Here is a 19,867-nt window from a genome sequence, read left to right on the forward strand (position 1 = left end):
TTTAATAATTTTAGGAATCGCGTATTAGCTTGCTTTTCTGATTAGATAAACTTATAACCATAAGTTCAGGAGAGCCGGATTCACCGTATTTATGCTCCTTTGTTTGTGAGGTGCTGCACTCATTCTAAATTAGCAATTAGCAATTAACAATGACCAAACGATGTCCGATATTTTTGTGATGATCCGCAATCAGAGTAATAATGCTATGACTTCAGTTGACGGCATTGCCTTTGTCACTTTACTGACTCGGGAGGGACGAGTGCTGGCCGAGGAGACAGTTGACCTGTTTGAGGCCGATGTGAATTTTGATAACCTGAATCTGGGAAAATATACTATAGTTGTCAGGCACGAAGGCGTTGAACCTCGATCGGCAACCTGTAGTGTTACAATCACCGATGAAGATAAAGTAATCATGCTGACATTTGTTTACTTGGAGCTAGAACGGGTGCTGCTGGGCATTCAAACTTCAACCGAAGAAAGACTATGACTGTGAAAGTTACTCCGCCAAATTCAATTAAAATGTTTCGCTATCGAGTACATTTCTTGGCAAAAGACCTCTGGAGGGAAAAAAACCCGATTTGTCGGATGAATCTGGCTTTACAGTTAGCCGATGTGGCGACAACTCTGGCTAGATTAGAAGTAGAAGAAGCGCGAAAATTTCAACAAGAGTCTGCTAGTGTTGAGGCTTCAGACTCGACGGAACCTGACAAGTTTTGAGTGTATGAGGTTGCTTTGTGTGCTCCGCGCAACCCTTGCGTGATAGCAGTTTAAAAAAATAACGTAACTGTAGAAAAGCTCCAAACCCTGATAGTCATCAGTCATTTTTAATCTAAAATCTACAATCTAAAATCTAAAATGGTATGACTCGCAACTCAAAACTATTGTCATTGGTTGAGCTAGTAAAAAAATTGTCTGTATAAAATTGAATCTCCGTGCTAAACAATAACTTTCTGCCTTGGGAGGTAATTGGTTGTCGAAAAAAGTGCGTTACACTTATACAAGTATCTTTACAAAACAACATAAAAGCATGACTGTTGCCTATCCCCGCAAGCTTCGCAACGCAATGGGAGCGCGCGAAATTTTAGCTAATGTAGTGCGCGATCGCGAAATTCACCTGATCACCCTCAACCGCTACCGCTACAGCGAACAGCGCAGTTGCAAAGACCTCACGGACTTGATCGAACAGCTAAACGGGGAACCAGCCGAACTCGTGCGCGACCTTTCCCGGCACATTTCCGACGAAGCGCGACACGCTATGTGGCTCACCGACTTGCTGGTAGACCTCGGCCACAATGTGGGAACGCCGCCGGGAGTCTCCTACATTGACGAATTTGAAAGGTTGTATGACAGCGAACAACAAGACCCTACCAAAAACCGCGAAGACTTTGTAATTTCTTCCCTCGCTGCGATTAACGTCACCGAGAAGCGGGGCTGCGAGTATTTCTCAGCCCACATCCACGCCCTCAAACAGGCTCCCCAAACCGACGAAAACGTCAAAATCCGCGAAACCATCGAAAAGATTTTTCCCGAAGAAGCTGGTCACGTCCGCTGGGGCAACCGCTGGCTCGGCTCCATAGCTGCCAAAAGCCCGGAACACCGGCAGAAGGTGGAACAGGCAAAGCGCAAGTATGTGGCGATCGAACAAGCAGCATTTGAATCGGGAATGGATATCATGCTGGGGGCCGAACTCCGTCGCGTCACCCGCCTCGTGGATATTGCCAACACCATGCCGATGTGGGAACGCCCGCAATACCTGATGGAACGCTTGCCCAGAACCCTCCTGGCCCCGGATCTGCAAATGACCAGAGTCGATGTAGCTCAGCGCGCCTGGAACCGCGACCCCCAGGCATTTGTGGAGAAATTGGTGCCGATGTTCCTCAACGGCTTGAATAACATTGAGAAGAAGGCGGCGGCGACTAAGCCCAAGGCTTAAAAACGATCGCGCACCTGCTTGAAACCGCTTTGCCAGTCAAACTTGCGTCTGCCTCCGCAAACAAGCGAGATATACTGGTTCCTTGGCATAGCCTCGGAACCAGTTATTTAAAATCATAATTTTAAGCTTTAGCCAGTAAACTGATTATTGGAATAGTTTTCCATCTAAATATAATTATGACTACCAGCGAGCCGAACATACAAACAGCTTCCGCAGAAAGCCTATCGAGTGAAAGCGTGATCGCCTCCGAGCAGGTCGAAAAAGCCACAGCCGTCACCTATGCAGAAGAAATTGAAACTGTCATCGCCAGCATGGCTGTAGACCAAAAAGTGATGGTCGGTCAAAGTGAAGCTGGCGGACATCTTTGGAAGTTTAAGTACGGCAGTGTTGAAGTGTTCGTGCAACTCACGGGCGAAACCGAAGATGATACTTTGACGGTTTGGGCTTTTGTACTGCAGTTGCCAGCGAAGAATGAAGCTCAATTAATGCGGAAAATCCTAGAAATGAATTGGCTGTCTACTTTGGAATCTCATTTTGCTATTGTTGACAATCAAGTTGCGGTAGTATCGACTCGGACGATGGCGGAAATCTCGACCGGGGAAATTTCCCGGGTTATTACTATTGTCGCCACTATCGCCGATGACAACGATGACCTGCTGCAAGCAGAATTCGGTCAGTAGTCATTAGTTAACAGTTAACAGTCAACAGTCAACAGTCAACAGTTAACAGTTAACTAATATGCAGGCCCTGCGATCCAAGCAATAGTGATTCCCAGCCCCAAACCGACAAGCACTTGAAAAGGAGTGTGTCCCAGCAACTCTTTGAGGCGAGCCTCATTAAGGTTGTGATCTTCCTCAAAAAACTCATCAATAATTTGGTTGAGGATGCGAGCTTGCTTGCCTGCTGCTTGGCGGACGCCTGCTGCGTCGTACATGACAATAATTGCAAAGATCGCAGCGATCGCAAAGTCTGGACTTTCCCATCCCATCGTTTGTCCCACTCCAGCAGCCAAAGCGCCCACAAAAGACGAGTGAGCGCTGGGCATTCCCCCCGTTGTTACCAAATACCGAAGATTAAACTTGCGGTTTTTGACCAACTCGATCGGCAACTTCATGATCTGAGCCGCCAGACAAGCGATCAAAGCAACCACGAGTACATGATTGTTTAAAATGCCGCTGCAAATTTCCTGCATAGTGTTTAGTATTTCTAGTTACTGCGGCTGGTAATATAATCGGCGATCGCCAGCAGCGGTAGAGCTTTACTCCCAAACACTGCCAATTGAGCCTTAGCATCAGCAACAAGCTGCGAAGCTTGGCGCCGAGACTCCTCAATTCCCCACAAACTCGGATAAGTGACTTTTCCTGCTTGAACATCTTTGCCAGCAGTTTTGCCCAGTTCTTCTTGGGTAGCAGTAATATCCAGAATGTCGTCAATAATCTGGAAAGCCAGCCCAATATTTTGAGCGAAACGAGACAGCCGCTGCAAATCCGCAGCCGAAGCCCCAGCCAGAATTGCCCCACAAACTACGCAGGCCTCTAACAGCGCGCCTGTTTTGTGAGCGTGAATGTAATTCAAAGTTTCCAGAGAAACATCTGTCTTTCCTTCCGATTCCAAATCAACCACCTGACCACCTACGAGTCCAGCAGCACCCGATGCCCGCGCCAAATGGGCGATCGTCTGCAACACCTGCTGGGGGGGTACGTTCTCAGTTTTAGTGGCGATAAATTCAAAAGCATAGGTTAGCAAACCATCACCAGCCAAAATGGCAATATCCTCGCCGTAGACTTTGTGGTTCGTCAGTTTGCCCCGCCGGTAGTCGTCATTGTCCATTGCCGGCAAATCGTCGTGGATCAGCGACATGGTGTGGATCATTTCCAAAGCGCAAGCTGTCGGAATTGCCATAGAGGTAGTGCCGCCGGCCAGTTCGCAGCTAGCGAGACACAGGATCGGACGCAGGCGCTTGCCCCCCGCTAGCAGCGAGTAGCGCATTGCTTCGTAAATTTTTTCTGGGTAGATGACCGGCAGTGCACTGTCGAGAGCTACCTCGATCGCCTCTTTTCGCTTGACTAGATAAGTAGATAAATCGAAAGAGGATTCCGGTTGGGACGAACCCATTTCTGTTGCCAATACCATCCCTTGCTCTCTTGTTCTGAATAGTTATGTGGGATATTGTGAGCCGTTGGGGTCGCATCGTGCCGACTTTTACGGCAGTAGTTGCTCGAACTCCGAGCATCAATTAATCATTCTACGGGTCTTGTTGCACAGAAAATCTTTGAGTTTTGATAACTTTGTCAAATTGCCAGTCAATCTAAAATTTACAATCTCAAATATGAAATCCGCTGATTTGTCTGGCGACTTCCAAAAACCGCTGTACGGCCGCCGTTGGATCGCTGCGCCAAATTAGAGCGATCGCCACAATGCAGGTTGATTCTGGTAACGCTTTGTAAACAACCCCGCTGCGCTGGAAATTTTGCATCGACGCCGGGACGATCGCCACTCCCATCTCGGCGGCTACCAGACTGACAATGGTTTGCATTTGAATTGCTTCTTGAGCCGCGATCGGGCTAAAACCGGCTTGCTGACAAAGACTGACGATCGCATCGTACAATCCCGGAGCCTGGGAACGCGGAAATAAAATGAATGGTTCCGTGGAAAGTTCGCGTAATTTAAGATGCGTGCGATCGGCCGCCGGATGCGTTTCTGGCAGTGCCACTATCAGCGGTTCTCGAAAAACGATTTCAGAATTTATCCCATCTTCCTCAACCGGAGGACGCACGAAGCCGATATCAATTTGCCCGAACCGCAGCCGCTGCAACTGTTCATTTGTTGTCAGTTCGTGCAGTTCCAGTTTGACGGCGGGACACCGAGTGCGAAAGGCCTGCAAAATCGCTGGAACCACGTTGTGTGCTGCAGAACTCACAAAGCCGATCGTCAGTTGGCCTAGTTCGCCCCGACTGGTTTGTCTGCCGAGTTGAATTGCTCGATCGACTTGCTGCAGAATTTTCCCGGCTTCCTCGAAAAAAACCTGTCCCGCAGCCGTTAAATGCACCGTCCGCTTGGTGCGGCGAAACAGTTGAAACCCCAACTCTGCCTCTAAATGCTGGATTTGTTGGCTCAGCGGAGGTTGGGCAATATGCAGTTTTTCCGCTGCGCGAGTGAAATTCAGTTCCTCTGCAACTGCAATGAAATAACGCAAATGCCGAAGTTCCATAGCTCCCCAATCATTTATATTTTAAAAGTATAAGTTGTTAGTTAAACATATATTGGACATTTATGATGGCATTTAATACAGTGATTAATAGGCGAGATTGAAAATTAAACAATGGCTAATTTGGATATCAAAATTAGAGAAGCAGAGCTGGAAGATTTGGAATTAATTGTGGATTTTATTTCACAAAAAAGCGAGTTCGATGGATCTAAAAACCAGTTGAGAGCAACAGCAGATAAATTGCAGCAAACGTTGTTTTGCCAGCCTCCGCTAGTGCGGGTTTTGTTGGCTGAAGTTGCGGGAAAAGCGGTAGGATTTGCTCTTTTTAATTCCTCCTATTCAAGTTTATTGACGCAGCCGTGTCTTTGGCTTGATGATTTATTTGTGCAAGCTCCTATGCGCGGTATGGGAGTCGGGACAGCGCTGTTAAAGTATTTGGCAAAAATTGCTGAGTCCACAAATTGCGGGCGGATTGAATGGACTGTTAATACTGGCAATGCGCCGGGAATTGCTTTTTATGAAAAGCAGGGAGCGCGGATTTTGGAAAATATTAGGGTTTGCCGTATTGATGGAAGTGCGATCGCCCAACTCGCTAACAAATAATTGGATTGGTTTTGTGAAGAAGGTTTTTTGTTAACCGCAGAGAACACAGAGAACACAGAGAAATAGAAGACAGATTTAGGGTAATTATCATGGCACAAAATTCTTGGAATACAGCTCTTTATGAGAAAAATCATGCTTTTGTTTGGCAGTACGGCGAATCGCTTTTGGAGTTACTCGCTCCGAAGGCTGGTGAACAAATTCTGGATTTGGGCTGCGGTACGGGACAGTTAACTGAAAAGATTGCTCAAAGTGGTGCTTTTGTGCAAGGTATTGATTCATCTTTGTCGATGATTTCCACGGCAAAAGTTAACTATCCTCACATTAACTTCTCTGCCGCAGATGCGAGGATTTTTCAAGTTGAAGAGCCGTTAGATGCTGTGTTTTCTAATGCGGTTTTGCACTGGATTAAACAGCCGGATGCTGCGATCGATTGTGTGGCAAAAGCGCTGAAGCCGGGAGGGCGTTTTGTGGCTGAGTTTGGCGGTAAGGGGAACGTGGGGGCGATCGTCCGGGCACTTTTGAGTGTTTTGTCAGAAATTGGCTGCCAGGAGCCTGAAGCGCTTAATCCTTGGTATTTTCCGAGTATTGGCGAGTATGCTGGGCTTCTGGAAAAGCAGGGATTTGAGGTTAGTTATGCGGTTTTGTTCGATCGCCCAACTCCCCTAGAAGGTGGCAGTGCGGGTATGGTAAATTGGATTGAGATGTTTGCTGGGGGGTTTTTGTCGGGTTTGTCTGATGATGTGCGATCGCAGGTAATTAACGCAGTTGAAGAACGTTTGCGATCGGCGCTTTACCGCGATGGTAATTGGATTGCAGATTACCGGAGAATTCGCGTTGTTGCTGTCAAAAATTCCTCACGGTAAATCATAGTGATTAGTAATTGCGATCGGATCTTGAAATCGTTACTACACCAACTTTCGCCCACTCCAAGGGGACTCAAAGAGTAAACAATTTTACAAGACTTACGCTGCATAGTCAAATTTTACACAACCCATAGTAGTAAGGTGCGAAATACGCACCCTACTACTAGCGTTTCTGCGTAAGTCCTGTAAATATCAGGAGTTAATTTGTGGCTAACAAAATGATAAGTTTGTCAGTCCACCAGTGAGTGTCCTGAACTTAGAAACCCTGAACGGAAACAATGCTGCTTTGTAGTTCATTAGGGGTTACATACTGTACAAAACCTAAAATCGCGTTAGAATTCCTGACTCTGATTAGAGTTCCTGAAGCAAGTTCGCTAATGCTGACCAGATTTGGGAGCACTGGTTGTAAAGCTGGCGGCAGATCGAACCTATATGTGAAGCTCACATTCTCTACCGGCTCCAACACTATATCATTCACCGTTAAGCCACTCGCTAATCCAATGCGATCCCCATCAGGATCAAAAAATACGATCGCATCACTAGAATTGATATCTGTAGTGGCAGGATCTATTCCCAGAACGCATAAATTATTGTCAACACACATTAAGTAGTCTCTGCCCAAGCCGCCAACCAGAGTGCTATCCCCCCCTCCGCCGGATAAAAAATCATTGCCTCTACCCCCAAATAAAATATCATCGCCACCCCCTCCACTAAGGAAATCAGCATCTAGACCACCACTGAGGCAGTCATTTCCATCAACTCCATCCAGGGCATCTCTTCCTTTTCCCCCAAATAAAGAATCGTTGCCTGCAAAACCTGCGAGAAAATCTTCCCCTTCATTTCCCAGGATTAACTCGCTAGCCTCTGAGCCATCTACTGTATCGTCGCCATCGAGCGCCCAAGCTCCTAAAGGGAAGTTTGTTAGCTCTCCAAGAGAAAGTTGAATCAATTCCGAGGTGTTGTCGCCAATTAAGCGCAATGTCCCTGACGCATCCGGTTTTAAAGCCATAGTTAAAATCTTTGTCTGTTGGTAGATTACTAACCCTACTTGAGCCAATACTGGCTCACAAGTGGGTCATAATTCAATTAGAACCGTATTCAATATAACTCGAAACGGTATTTTCCAACAGCATAGCAACAGTCATCGGCCCGATTCCTCCCGGCACCGGCGTGATAAATGCGGCTACTGTTTTAACAGCATTAAAATCAACATCTCCGGCCAAACGACTCGTACCGTCTGGATTGACGACGCGGTTAATACCGACATCAATTACTACTGATCCAGGTTTGACCATATTAGCTGTAATCATTTCTGTGCGGCCGACGGCGGCTATTAGAATATCGGCTTGATTGGTAATCGATTCTAGGTTTTGCGATCGCGAATGAGCTACAGTAACAGTACAATCAGCTTCTAATAGCATCAGCGCCATCGGTTTACCCACCAAAATACTTCGGCCCAAAACAACGGCATTTTTTCCTTTCAAATCAATCTGGTATTCCTGCAATAACCGCATCACTCCGGCGGGGGTACAACTCCGCAAACCTTGCTCCCCGCGCACGAGACGGCCTAAATTTACAGGGTGAAGTCCGTCAGCATCTTTGTCGGGAGCAATTTGATACAGCAGCGAAATTGCATCTAAGTGTTCTGGTAGCGGTAATTGAACTAAAATGCCGTCTACTCGATCGTCCTCGTTGAGTGTACGAATTGCAAGTTCTAGTTCGGCTTGAGTAGCGTTTGCGGGGTAATGCTGGCCGAAGGAAGCTATGCCAACTTTAGCGCAGGCTCGCTCTTTATTGCGAACATAGGCTGCACTAGCTGGGTTGTCCCCTACCATCAGCACCGCAAGTCCCGGAGGACGCCCCTTTTGGGGTTGTAGGGCGCGGACTCGATCGCTCAGCTCGCTTTGAATCTTTGTCGCTAAAGCTTTGCCATCTAGTATTTGAGCAGTTTTGGCATCCATTGTAGACTCTGGGTTAGGGGCTGACGATTTTAGATTTTAGCTTAATCCCCGTCAAGGACTACACTAGAGAAATTTCTTACTTGCGATCGATTCTTTGGATTCTGTTAAAGTAAGTCGTATCTCACATCTCAAATCTCAAATCAGTTGACCAATGACTACTGCAATTAAGCAAGTTTGGGTTCAAAGATTCTGCACCGGCTCTTTATCGCTAATCCTCGCCAGCGGTTTTTTCAGTTGTGGCAATTTACCTCTGTCTCAACTTAATCTTGGTTTTAATGTGGCTAGCATTGGCGACGTTCAACAAAAGCGGCAAGTGGATGCTGAAGTTTATCTCCGGGGAAAGGTAGAAAATCGCGCTCCGTTTGTAGGGAATGCGGCTTATCAACTTGAGGATGGTACGGGCAGTATTTGGATTTTAACCAAGCAAGATTTGCCCCAGCTTGGCGATGAAGTGTTGCTGAAGGGAGAAGTCCGCTACAAGAGTATTACTCTGAAGGAATTGGCCGGAAAAGATTTAGGTGAAGTTTATGTTGAGGAAATGGAACAATTAAAGCGCACTCCAGCGGCAACTAAATAAAAATAGGAAGATGCTAAGCTGTTGTGCATTTAAATTGTATATTTCGAGTCCCATCAAAAATCGTCAAATCCTCTCCCCCTCTCCTCTTCTCCCCCTCTCCCTCTCTAATACCATAGGCAATCTAGATGCAACACAGCTTATAGCCTTTCTCAGTAACATGAGGTGGTCATAGGGCACAGGGCATAGGGCATAGGGCATAGGGCATAGGCCTCCGTGGACATAGGGCATAGGACAAAGCCCCCATACTTCACCACGCTTGAGAACCTCTATAATTTATTTCACTAAGTAATTCTATTTCATAAAAATCAAAGGTTTCTAGTTGCGCTTGGGCGATTTGGATCTGTTTATTTATCCTCAAAGTTCATTAACCATAATATTAGGGTCGAGGCGGGTTTACCTAGATTTTTGGTGGGTTTTACAGATGTTGGTGAACCCGGCCCTACAGCAATTTATTCCTTCTTCCTTCTTTCTTCTTTCTTCTTTCTTCTTTTTAACAAATGACTAAAATTCACGTTGCGATCGCGATTCTGTACCAAGATGGCAAGTTTCTCTGTCAGTTGCGAGACGATATTCCTCATATCAGGTATCCCGGACATTGGGCTTTGTTTGGTGGACACTTGGAACCGGGAGAAACTGCCCAAGTGGCTGTATTGCGGGAATTATCAGAGGAAATTGGCTATGCTCCTGCAAGTGTTTCTTTTTTCTGTTGTGATGTCGAAAAAGATGTCGTTCGCCACGTTTTTCATGCACAACTTAGTGCTGATGTCAAGGATTTAGTTTTGCTTGAGGGTTGGGATATGAAGTTGTTGACACCCCAGCAGATTCGGGCGGGAAAATGCTTTTCTGAGCAGTCAGGAGATGTGCGACCTTTTGGCATTCCTCACCAGCGTATTTTATTGAATTTTATTGAGTCGATTTGAAAAAATTTCCGCGCACCCTACATGGGAGAGGTTTGAGCAGGGAGATATTCGTAAGGTGCGCCCGGTCGTGCACCCTACATTGCAGGGGGTTTAACAGTTAAGAGCGAGCCGCAATCATTCCCGTTTGGCGCGCGTAGTCAAACAACCCTCCGGCATCTATTACTGGCCCTACTTCTCCTAAAGGTTTGAGCGAGAAAGTTCGATCGAGAGTGTGGTTAACAATTACCTCTGCTGTAAAGTCGATCGTCACTTCTTGGCCGGTTACAAACAAGTCGCAGAGCCGCTCGACTGATTCGATCGGGTACAATTCCCCAGTAGCCGAGCAATTGCGAAAGAAAATGCGTGCGTAAGACAAAGCCACCACTGCTGTGACGCCTGCAGCCCCCAGAGCGATAGGAGCGTGCTCCCGCGAAGAACCGCAGCCAAAATTTTCGCCCGCTATGATAATCGGATACCGGGTTTTCTGTTCACCGGATTCGATAAACTTACCGTAGCGATCGGGTAACCCAATCATCGCGTAACTGCCTAGTTTCTCGTACTCATCCGGCTTCGAGGGAACCAGGGTCAGGTATTCGGCCGGGATAATTTGATCTGTATCGATGTTGTCGTCTACAACAAAAATTTGACCGCTAATTACTTTACCCATAGTTTATTTCCTGTTAGCCTCGCTTGATGCTGTGGTGATAATTTTAAGTGGATCGGTATGCAAGATTTGCATCTGTTCATTTTAACCTGGCAGTGTCAGTGATAACCTGTATGAGTAAAAATTAGATCCGAGACTTTGGGTTAACAATTAACAGATTGCTAAGCGTCAAGATAGTTTTATGGCAAATCCAATAGATGACATTGCTCGACAAGCTCGCGAGGGCTCGGTTGCATCGATTATTCAAATCCTTAATGACGAACTGGCACAGGTAGGGGTGAGGGCCCGAGCCGTGTTTGCAGACGGGGTGCTGCAACTGCTGTGCGAAGCTGCAACGCCCCAACTGCTCGAAGAGTCTAGTTTGGTCGATCGAGTCCGAGAAATTTTGGAACGCATTTCGCCCCACAATATTCGCCGAGTCAACATCAACAGCCGGCTTGTCCGAGAACACCAACTGCTGTGGCTGGAAGAAATTAGCCGCGATCCCGAAAATCAACTGTTGTGGTCTCAAGAAATTAAACTCCGAAAGCCGAATTTGTTCAAGCGTTTAGCTCTGAGCAACCATCACGAACGCCAATCTCTCGCAGCCAAGCGGGCTTTGCCGAGAATGGCTATACCTCGATCGATGCAGCAACCGCGACAATTTCAGCGCGGTATCGTCGGCGGCATCAGCTTGACCGTGCTGTTGCTCGCTGCAGCGGCCGCCATTCACAAAGGACTTAATTCCCAAGTGCCAAACAGCACCCAAGCCAGCACCCAAGCAGTTGCCAGTGCCCCTCCCTCGGAGGCAAAACCTGCTTTGAAAATTTCTAAGGAGACTGTTAATTCTGCTGTTGACTCTTTTGCCCAAGCAGTGCGAGTAGCCGAACAAGCAGCCAGCGAGGGCAAAACCGCTCAATCTCGCCAGGATTGGTTAGTCGTAGCTGCTAAGTGGCAGCAAGCTTCCGATTTGATGGCCGCTGTGCCTTCCAAGCATCCCCGCTACACAACGGCTCAGAACCGGACGGCACTTTACCGCGAAAATAGCGATAAAGCCCAACAGGAAGCACAAAATAAATAAATTTAACAAGAGAGTTCGCCGCGCTGCTCTAGGTGTTGTGAAAAATGAGTTGTTGAGTAAAAACTCGGAAACTCTCAGCCGGCGTTATGAGTCATAATTTGGGGATTTTGAATTTTTGCGATCGGCGTTACTCGATCGGCGGATTTGTATCAAAATAAAATTTGTTAAGATCACAAACTTAAAGAGGAAACATCACAGGGTGAGGAGATGGGTGTCACTAAGCGGTCTCTAGAAAAGCTTCATACTACTAATAACCGTCAAAATTAGCGGTAATGGGATTGATCATCATCCGGTAAAGGATGGTAAAGTTCATCCCGTACAGATCGAAGGGTAGAAAACAGGAAAATAGAACTCGGTCAGATCTGGGTATATTTTTACATATCGAGGGACCCGCCGACCGACTGCACAAACACAGAAAGCAGGCTCATAACGGTCAAGCCGACGGTTATGGAGAGGTTCTATATTTGCAGCGCGAGCCGGCTCAAACATCTTAGAATAAAGGCTTGGTTGCCATGATCGATCGCCAGGGAAGTCAAGAGTTTACTTCGATCGACCGATCGCCGTCAGAGTCTTGCACTTTGCATTTACCGCAAGTCCCAGAACCAGTATCAATCCAAAAATTTCTGGATCGTCTTATGCAGTACCAGGTCGATCCTGCCCTTCTTGGGCGACAAATTTGCCAAATTCTCGCGACCAGCTTTGATCGAGAAATCCTCCTGCAAATAACAAATACTTTGGGGGTTGCATGGGGGGCAGATTTCTGTTTGGTTGCTGCTGTGGTTGACCAGAAAGTAGTACATCCGAATGCTTACTGGCAAAATAGCAGTGATTTTCCCTATGTGGCCGGTGTTGCCGATTCCACTGAAACACCGGAACACCCCCAAACCACCAGATTAAAACCGCCTAGCATATCACTCGAACATCCCGTTTGGGCAAATGTCCTAGCAGACGGCGAGATAGTGACGATATCCGACTATCTTGATATTCCGGCAACTTCATCGTCCAATGCCCCTGTGACTGCGCTGCCTTTTCGGGCAATTTTGGCAGGGCCTGCGCGATTTGGAGGGGCTGTAAATGGCATGATGATTGTTGGTAAGTCGCAACCTCACGAGTGGTCGGTAGCCGATCGGCAGCGCCTTGAATCCGCATCAGACGCGATCGGCAGCGCGATTTCTTACCTTCAAAAAACTCAAGAAATTGCCAGCTTAAACGAACAGTTACAGCGACAAGCTAAATACAAAAATCTACTCAGGTCAGTTGCTGCATCGATCGACACAAATTCAGAAGTCGATCGAATATTGCAGCAAGTTATTGAAAATACCGTCGATACCCTGGAAGTAGATAGAGGCCAAATCCTCCTATTGAAATATACAGATCCTCTATTTACAACTCGCTCCCCCAATCAAACTCCCAAAGCGAAAGTCGAATTAGTTGGCGAATCAGTTGTCAAAAAAGCTCCCAACAAACAGCCAATAGCACAAAGCGTTGCCGGAAAAAAAAGCTCAACATCCAAAACAAAGAACAAGGATAAAACTGCTAATTCCCAATCCAAAATCCCCAACTCAAAACCCAATAACTCTCCCGCTTTTTGGCTGTCAGAATCTAATTTGTGCCACCAAGCATTCCACAGCGCACCCAAACCCCTAGCCCTGGCTGACGCAGGCGCATTAATCGGCAAAGAACAAGAAGCAGCCACAGAAATTTTGAAACTCCAAGGCATTAGTGGCTTGCTGCTGGTTCCCCTCACGGGCGGTAGCGGGCAGGAAACAGTTTTGGGTTTCTTGGTTTTGCAGCACTCGAAGCCGCGCAGTTGGAGCCCGGAAGAATTAGAAGTTCTCGAATCAGTCAGCGCTCAAGCCAGCAAGATGATTATCCAAACTCAAACGCTTAAGGAATTGCAAACCGTAGTTTTAGACAGAACCTCTCAGTTACAGCAAAGTCTCGACGTGCAGGGGAAACTGTACGAACAATCTGCCAATCAGCTAGAGCAAATGCGGAAATTGAAGCTGGTTAAAGACGAGTTTCTCAGCACTCTGAGTCACGAGTTGCGTACCCCTTTAACAATCATGAAACTGGCGATTCTGATGCTCAAACAAGCTGAACTGCCGTCAGCGAGTCGGACTAAGTATCTCGACATTCTAGAACAGCAGTGTTCTAAGGAAACTGCTCTGGTTAACGATTTGCTGGCCCTCAAGCAGTTTGAGCCTCAGCAAGTCCCGATTTCTCTAATCAAAATCGATCTCAACCGTTTATTTCAAGATTTAGTTAGGGATTTTGAAAAACAGTGGGCGGATAAGCAATTGACTCTGAAGGTGCATTTGCCCAAGTTGACCCCTTGCTGGGAAACTGACCCGGACATTCTCAATCGGGTACTGCTGGAACTGCTGACGAATGCTGGAAAATACTCTGCTTCTGGAACGGCGGTAGTTTTGGAGGCGTCTGAGGCAGCAGGCTATATTGTCCTGAGCATTTCTAATTTCGGGCCCGGCATTTCTGCGGCTGATTTGCCCCACATCTTTGACAAGTTCCGCCGTGGCACTGGCATTACTGACCAAGCTATCGCCGGTACGGGTTTGGGTCTGGCTCTGGTAAAGTCTTTAGTGCAGCACTTGAATGGTACTATTGATGTATCTAGCTGTCCGGCCGAAAGTTCAGAAGCTGACCATTTGTGGCGCACATCTTTTACTCTGACTCTGCCACAATTTGCAGCGGAACTCTGTAATGTAGAAGAATAGTTCGGTTGAGAAGCTGCTGGGAATTGGCAGCGAACAGGCGAAACTAGAAGACTTGCCAGAAGAGGAAGATTTGGAAATGTTGTAAACGCTACCAAGTCCTCTGTTTTGAATTGTTGGTCTGGTTGCCCGTCTAAATTGCCTATTCTCGATTGCTGATTTTCCCCAGGACTTATATTATGTCGGGTTATTAGCCTGTAATTAGCGCGTGTTTGTAGTGAGTACGACTGTCCTCTATTTATCAATTAATCAGGACTTGCATTACTGACTAGGAACTTAATTATAATTGTATAGCCGGAGATGATATTAGGCAGTATAGACCAAAGAAACTGAGTTTTTTAACTGTTTCAAAGGCCTGCAACCCGTCTTTTCGTACAAGCGGGTTTGTGCGTCCTGGATTGTCCCCTAAAAATTGTCACGGTGCATGGAAGTCGATCGCCAATATTATGCTCACAAAAGCTGCACCTAAAACCCTGCGTTGGCAACGTTCTAAATATTCGCCACTGGCACGGCAAATAGACATTTTTGCAGCGGCGGGAAAGTTTATGTTTTTTTTGTGGTGGGACGCACTGCTACAAAATAATTCGCCTCAAACTAGAAGAATTCGCGCTCATTGGTTGGTGAATACTTTGCTGAATTTAGGCCCGACTTTTATTAAAATCGGCCAGTCTCTCTCGACTCGGGCGGATTTGCTGCCGCTTGAGTATGTGAAGGAACTCGAACAGTTGCAAGATCGGGTTCCTCAGTTTAGTTCCGAAGAGGCGATCGCTCTTGTAGAATCAGAGTTAGGCAAGGATATTTATGCTTTGTACCGCGATTTTGATCAGTCGCCAATTGCTGCTGCGAGTCTGGGACAGGTGCACAAAGCAAGGCTGCACACCGGGGAAGATGTGATTGTAAAGGTGCAGCGCCCGGGTTTGGAAAGTTTATTTGATTTGGATGTGAAGGCGGTGCGCCAAGTGATGCGTTTTTGCGATCGCTATTTGCCTGGGACGCGCAAGTACGGCCTGGAATCTATTTATCACGAGTTTTTTAAGATTTTATATCAAGAAATTGACTACGTGCAAGAAGGTAAAAATTCCGATCGCTTTAGCCATAATTTTCGAGAATATCCTCAGGTTATTGTCCCGAAAGTATATTGGCAATACACTACTAAAAAAGTGCTGACTCTAGAATACGCACCAGGCATTAAGGTGGACGACCGCATTAGTTTAGAGGCGATTGGAGTAGATATTGCGAAGCTCAATCAACTAGGAATTTGCTGTTATTTGAAACAGTTGTTAATTGACGGTTTTTTTCAAGCTGACCCCCATCCTGGAAATTTGGCGGTGACAGAAGATGGTAGCTTGATTTTTTACGATTTTGGGATGATGGCTGAGGTGAAGTCTCTGGCTAAAGACCAAATGGTCAAGACTTTTTTTGCTGTGATGAGAAAGGATACTGACGAGGTACTCAATACTTTAATTACGATCGGCTTAGTTGAGCCGATGCCGGACATGATGCCGGTACGCAGGTTGATTGCTTTTCTGTTGGATAAGTTTATTGATAAGCCGATCGACTTTCAAGCTTTTAATGAAATTAAGAACGAACTTTACATCATGTTCGAGCAGCAACCGTTTCGCTTGCCAGCAGAAATGATGTTTATTGTCAAGTCGGTAACGACTCTCGACGGCATTGCTAGAACTCTCGACCCTGACTACAATTTCCTAGCATCTGCTCAGCCTTTTGTCAAGAGTATTGCTGTCAGCAAGGGGCGGGGAAATGCGATCGGAGAATTGGCAAGGCAAGCGCGAAGTTTTATTACATATAAGTTACGGCAGCCGAGCAAATCGCAAGTTTTTCTCAAGCGTTTGGAGCAGCGAATTGAAGAGGGCGAACTGCAAATTAGAGTGCGAAATCTAGAGAGCGAAAGAGCCTTGAAACGCATTAATTTAGCCCTGAAAACTCTAATTTTCGCTTGTTTGACTGGTTTTGTCTTTTTGTCGGGTGCAGTGCTGCTAGTGGGCGGATATCAAACGGGGGCGATCGCAGCTTTTGCTGTTTCGGGATTCGGTGGCTTGTTTGTGTTGCGATCGTTGTTAGACTTGTTGGTTAAGGAAAAGCTCGATCGAATGGTTGATCGATAAATATACTGGGTAATTGGGAATTGCGTTCGTAAGCTGCTACGCATTTAAATTGAATCCAGATCCGAGTTCTCCGGCCCGTTCTACAATAGCAGACGATCGGCTGACCTTGGTACTGCAAACTAAACTTGTTAACATAATTTGCGACTTTAGGTAGGGGCGGATTCTCAAAGCACGAAGTTATACTCCTAACATATATTAAACCCGATCGCCCGCCCCTACAAAAAATGTACGCCCAAACATTGCTAAAACCAGACGGCCGCCCACTCACACTGTACAGCCGCTACCCAATCCCAGAAGGTATCGCGGCCGTGAGTCCCAGCAATGAACCCGTACAAGCAAACCCGCACTTTCGCTGGCATCCTTTGCGGGGGGAATGGGTAGCATACGCCAGCCACCGTCAGGGAAGAACTTTCATGCCACCGCCGGAATACAACCCGCTGGCAGCTACAATTAACCCTAAGTTTCCGACAGAATTGCCGCCGGGAAATTACGATGTAGCAGTGTTTGACAACCGCTTTCCCTCGCTGACTTTGCAAGCAAAAAACGCACCTGCAAATATTGTCGAAACTTTGCCAGCTAAAGGCATTTGCGAAGTCGTTGTTTTTACTCAAGATCCGCTGGCTTCCTTGGGTTCTTTGGAGTTATCTCACTTGGAATTGTTGTTAGAAGTATGGGCCGATCGCACTTCAGTTATTGGCAGCAATCCCGAAATTCAATACGTCTTGCCCTTTGAAAATCGCGGCGTCGAAGTCGGAGTAACTTTGCACCATCCCCACGGTCAAATTTACGCTTATCCGTTCGTGCCACCGGTGCCGGCACGGATGTTAGAATGTCAATCGGTTTACTATCAAAAAAACAGTAGTGGTTTGCTGCAAGATTTGATTCAAAAAGAGATTTCCGACAAACAGCGAATTATTTATTTAGACGAAGAGGCGATCGCCTTTGTCCCCGCTTGTGCCCGCTACCCTTACGAAGTGTGGATTGCCCCGATCGCCCCCGCTGCTACATTTGTCGATTTGACGGAAAAACAGCGTCAATCACTGGCTAAAGCCTTAAAAACAGTCACCCTCAAATACGACGGTTTGTGGCATCGCCCCTTCCCTTATTTGATGGCTTGGTTTCAAGGGCCCACAGACGGGAAACCCCATCCAGAAGCGCATTTGCACGCCCAATTTTATCCGCCATATCGATCGAGCGATCGGCTAAAATACCTAGCAGGAACCGAACTCGCCGCCGGAATGTTTGCCAACGACGCTTTACCCGAAGAAAAAGCTAAAGAATTGCAAGCCGTATCCGTCAACCTATTTTAGATTTTAGATTTAAGATTTTGGGTCAATCTATGATAAACTCATTCAACAAAGAAGTCGATATAAAACTCGAATTCATCCGCAAAGCCTTAACCGAAACAAAAGCGATCGCCCTTCGCTTGCGAGGCACTGACTGGTTTGCCTGGGCCACAGCCGGCGGTTCCCATACAGTATTGCTAACCGCAGAAACCGGAGTGGCAGAACTTTTAATCACCGCCGAAACAGCTTGGGTTCTCACCGATGAAATCGAAGCTCAACGCTTGCAAGATGAAGAATTGCCAGCCAACTTTCAAATGCACATCTATCCTTGGGCTGATGTTGCACAGCGCGAAGCTTTTGTTAAAGAAATTACTGGTGGCGGTAACGTCATGAGCGATCGGCCAACTTCCCAAGAAATGCCAATAATCGCATCTTTACAATCCCGCAAACAGACAATGATGTCAAGCGAATTAGATCGATACCGGCGAGTCGGGCGTCTAGCCAGCGAAGCGATGACAGAGGTACTTTCCGCAGCAAAACCAACATGGACAGAATATCAGCTAGCGGGAGCCGGTGCAGAGGCTTTGTGGGCGAGAGGTTTGCATCCAGCACTTACCTTAGTTGCTGGAGAAAGGCGTTTGCCGCTGTACCGCCACGCCACAGCAACCGCCGAACAAATTGGACGACAAGCAATGTTAGTATTTTGCGCCAGGGGATGGGGTTTGTATGCAAATTTAACTAGATTTGTCTGTTTCGATTTTCTTGGGGAAAAGCATTCAGAGTTGCACCGACAAGTCAGAGAAATTGAAGCAGCGGCGCTAAATTTTTGCCGACCGGGAGTAACGCTGAATGCGGTTTATGATACCCTTAAAACTGCTTACGAAGAACACGGATATCCTCACGCAATTGCGGAACACCATCAAGGCGGAACTACCGGATATTTGGCGCGGGAAATTGTGGCGAATCCGGCTACTTCAGATATTTTGGCAGAAAATATGGCTGTGGCTTGGAATCCGAGTTTGTCGGGAGCAAAAATTGAGGATACGTTTTTAATTCACAGCGATGGAAGGTTGGAAAATTTGACTTTTGATCCGAATTGGCCGAGTGTTGAAGTAGCGGGAAGGTTGCGCCCTGTGCCGCTGGAAATATGGGACGATCGACCTTAGTCAATCTCAAGCAGTACCGAGCGATCGCAACGCGCTACGACAAACGCGCTGCAAACTTTTTAGGTGCAATTTATCTGGCAGGTTCTGTCATTTAGCTTAATTTAGGACACGCCCTAGAGAAAAAAAGGAAACTACCCTACAAAACGCATTAAATTGAGTTGCGATCGCCCTACTTAATGTTTTGTTACATACTTATGATTTTTCCCACCAATGTCTTGGTAAAATATTTTTCAAAACCGGGAAAGTCTCACTCCCTATTGGTTTGGATCGGAACGATAGCAGCAGGCGGCGGAAGTTCCCCTCACTCTACCCCAGAGCCCTGTCTTTTAGTCGGCAGTTTCTAGTTCCTCTAATTCTTGCGTAGACTGCCATCCAGCTTGCCACAGCGATCGGTCTTTGAGCTGTGCGGCGTTCAGCCAAAAACGCACATTTGGATCGCAAGCCGCCACCATTTCTGCAAATACCCATTTACCTTCGTTTTTTCGGTTGACCACTTGAAAGTGTCGCCACCCCCAAGTTTTTTGGTGTGAAGTCCATCGGGAACCCACTAAATAAGGAAATTTTTGTTTTTTGCTCACAGTATTTTTGTGGAAAAATATATTAGAAAGCAAGTGAATTGTAATATAGCCATCCTAAATCCTTTGTGTCATTCTTGTAGGGGCAAACCCCCCGTGGTTGCCCCCATGAGGCCAGGGTAGGCAAAGAAAGGCACTAGGGGCTTGCAATTAAATATAACCCCAGTTATACTAAAAGGGTTAGGAAACAAAAAATCTGACATCAGCAGTTGTG

The 19,867-nt window shown here is 46.7% G+C and carries 20 protein-coding genes and 1 pseudogene; 14 read left to right on the forward strand and 7 right to left on the reverse strand.

Annotated features, from left to right (window positions below; all coding sequences use genetic code 11):
* Positions 1–205: 205 nt before the first annotated feature.
* The 4 genes from QUB08_RS28695 to QUB08_RS28710 all read left to right on the forward strand — a co-directional run bounded on the left by QUB08_RS28695 (position 206) and on the right by QUB08_RS28710 (position 2,613).
* On the forward strand, positions 206–487 hold the full coding sequence (locus QUB08_RS28695) for a hypothetical protein (protein ID WP_333229278.1): 282 nt from the start codon (positions 206–208) through the stop codon (positions 485–487).
* Positions 484–717 carry a hypothetical protein gene (locus QUB08_RS28700; protein ID WP_333229279.1) on the forward strand — a complete coding sequence of 78 codons (234 nt, stop codon included), beginning with the start codon at positions 484–486 and terminating at the stop codon, positions 715–717. The genes QUB08_RS28695 and QUB08_RS28700 overlap by 4 nt, the downstream gene beginning before the upstream one ends.
* Positions 718–1,027: 310 nt before the next feature.
* A complete protein-coding gene (locus tag QUB08_RS28705; RefSeq protein WP_333229281.1) occupies positions 1,028–1,933 on the forward strand; it encodes a ferritin-like domain-containing protein in 906 nt (301 codons plus the stop codon).
* A 176-nt stretch (positions 1,934–2,109) separates the two neighbouring features.
* The gene (locus QUB08_RS28710) at positions 2,110–2,613 is read left to right on the forward strand and encodes a YbjN domain-containing protein (RefSeq protein ID WP_333229283.1); all 504 of its coding nucleotides are present in this window, start codon (positions 2,110–2,112) and stop codon (positions 2,611–2,613) included.
* 53 nt (positions 2,614–2,666) lie between these two features.
* Here QUB08_RS28710 and QUB08_RS28715 read toward each other — a convergent pair whose 3' ends face one another.
* The 3 genes from QUB08_RS28715 to QUB08_RS28725 form a co-directional block, all read right to left on the reverse strand.
* A complete protein-coding gene (locus QUB08_RS28715) occupies positions 2,667–3,125 on the reverse strand; it encodes a divergent PAP2 family protein (RefSeq protein WP_332953040.1) in 459 nt (152 codons plus the stop codon).
* Between the two features lie 14 nt (positions 3,126–3,139).
* On the reverse strand, positions 3,140–4,066 hold the full coding sequence (gene crtE, locus QUB08_RS28720) for a geranylgeranyl diphosphate synthase CrtE (protein WP_333057663.1): 927 nt from the start codon (positions 4,064–4,066) through the stop codon (positions 3,140–3,142).
* Positions 4,067–4,256: 190 nt separating this feature from the next.
* Complete coding sequence (locus QUB08_RS28725) at positions 4,257–5,144, reverse strand: LysR family transcriptional regulator (protein ID WP_333229286.1); 888 nt, start codon at positions 5,142–5,144, stop codon at positions 4,257–4,259.
* 111 nt (positions 5,145–5,255) lie between these two features.
* Between QUB08_RS28725 and QUB08_RS28730 the strand changes: the two genes are divergently transcribed.
* Both QUB08_RS28730 and QUB08_RS28735 read left to right on the forward strand, forming a co-directional pair.
* Complete coding sequence (locus QUB08_RS28730; RefSeq protein ID WP_333229288.1) at positions 5,256–5,744, forward strand: GNAT family N-acetyltransferase; 489 nt, start codon at positions 5,256–5,258, stop codon at positions 5,742–5,744.
* 62 nt (positions 5,745–5,806) lie between these two features.
* Positions 5,807–6,607 carry a methyltransferase domain-containing protein gene (locus QUB08_RS28735; protein ID WP_333229301.1) on the forward strand — a complete coding sequence of 267 codons (801 nt, stop codon included), beginning with the start codon at positions 5,807–5,809 and terminating at the stop codon, positions 6,605–6,607.
* Positions 6,608–6,863: 256 nt separating this feature from the next.
* Here the strand turns inward: QUB08_RS28735 and QUB08_RS28740 are convergent, their stop codons facing one another.
* Positions 6,864–7,616, reverse strand: coding sequence for a calcium-binding protein (locus tag QUB08_RS28740; protein WP_333229289.1), 753 nt, complete (start codon positions 7,614–7,616; stop codon positions 6,864–6,866).
* Positions 7,617–7,689: 73 nt separating this feature from the next.
* Positions 7,690–8,568, reverse strand: coding sequence for a bifunctional methylenetetrahydrofolate dehydrogenase/methenyltetrahydrofolate cyclohydrolase FolD (gene folD / locus QUB08_RS28745; RefSeq protein WP_333229291.1), 879 nt, complete (start codon positions 8,566–8,568; stop codon positions 7,690–7,692).
* 151 nt (positions 8,569–8,719) lie between these two features.
* On the opposite strand from folD, the gene QUB08_RS28750 reads away from it, so the two are divergent.
* Together QUB08_RS28750 and QUB08_RS28755 are read left to right on the forward strand one after the other, a co-directional pair.
* Positions 8,720–9,145, forward strand: a complete 426-nt coding sequence (locus tag QUB08_RS28750; protein ID WP_333229293.1) for a DNA-binding protein — start codon at positions 8,720–8,722, stop codon at positions 9,143–9,145.
* A 497-nt stretch (positions 9,146–9,642) separates the two neighbouring features.
* Complete coding sequence (locus QUB08_RS28755; RefSeq protein ID WP_333157567.1) at positions 9,643–10,065, forward strand: NUDIX hydrolase; 423 nt, start codon at positions 9,643–9,645, stop codon at positions 10,063–10,065.
* A gap of 97 nt (positions 10,066–10,162) precedes the next feature.
* Here QUB08_RS28755 and QUB08_RS28760 read toward each other — a convergent pair whose 3' ends face one another.
* The gene (locus tag QUB08_RS28760; RefSeq protein WP_333042404.1) at positions 10,163–10,711 is read right to left on the reverse strand and encodes a LeuD/DmdB family oxidoreductase small subunit; all 549 of its coding nucleotides are present in this window, start codon (positions 10,709–10,711) and stop codon (positions 10,163–10,165) included.
* Positions 10,712–10,889: 178 nt separating this feature from the next.
* Between QUB08_RS28760 and QUB08_RS28765 the strand changes: the two genes are divergently transcribed.
* The 6 genes and pseudogenes from QUB08_RS28765 to QUB08_RS28790 form a co-directional block, all read left to right on the forward strand.
* A complete protein-coding gene (locus QUB08_RS28765) occupies positions 10,890–11,768 on the forward strand; it encodes a hypothetical protein (RefSeq protein WP_333229295.1) in 879 nt (292 codons plus the stop codon).
* 512 nt (positions 11,769–12,280) lie between these two features.
* Positions 12,281–14,503 (forward strand): ATP-binding protein, encoded by a 2,223-nt coding sequence (locus QUB08_RS28770; protein WP_333229303.1) that lies wholly within the window; start codon positions 12,281–12,283, stop codon positions 14,501–14,503.
* A gap of 443 nt (positions 14,504–14,946) precedes the next feature.
* The gene (locus QUB08_RS28775) at positions 14,947–16,626 is read left to right on the forward strand and encodes an AarF/ABC1/UbiB kinase family protein (RefSeq protein ID WP_333229305.1); all 1,680 of its coding nucleotides are present in this window, start codon (positions 14,947–14,949) and stop codon (positions 16,624–16,626) included.
* A gap of 224 nt (positions 16,627–16,850) precedes the next feature.
* Positions 16,851–17,936 (forward strand): galactose-1-phosphate uridylyltransferase, encoded by a 1,086-nt coding sequence (gene galT, locus QUB08_RS28780; RefSeq protein WP_333229297.1) that lies wholly within the window; start codon positions 16,851–16,853, stop codon positions 17,934–17,936.
* 29 nt (positions 17,937–17,965) lie between these two features.
* Positions 17,966–19,078: a M24 family metallopeptidase gene (locus QUB08_RS28785; protein WP_333229299.1), complete on the forward strand. Its 1,113-nt coding sequence runs from the start codon at positions 17,966–17,968 to the stop codon at positions 19,076–19,078.
* 5 nt (positions 19,079–19,083) lie between these two features.
* A pseudogene (locus QUB08_RS28790) lies at positions 19,084–19,173 on the forward strand (IS5/IS1182 family transposase); the annotation flags it as partial.
* A gap of 231 nt (positions 19,174–19,404) precedes the next feature.
* Here the strand turns inward: QUB08_RS28790 and QUB08_RS28795 are convergent.
* Complete coding sequence (locus QUB08_RS28795; RefSeq protein ID WP_242725377.1) at positions 19,405–19,656, reverse strand: TIGR02450 family Trp-rich protein; 252 nt, start codon at positions 19,654–19,656, stop codon at positions 19,405–19,407.
* Between the last annotated feature and the right edge of the window lie 211 nt (positions 19,657–19,867).

It is taken from the genome of Microcoleus sp. BR0-C5, assembly GCF_036705045.1.
Classification (GTDB): Bacteria; Cyanobacteriota; Cyanobacteriia; order Cyanobacteriales; family Microcoleaceae; genus Microcoleus.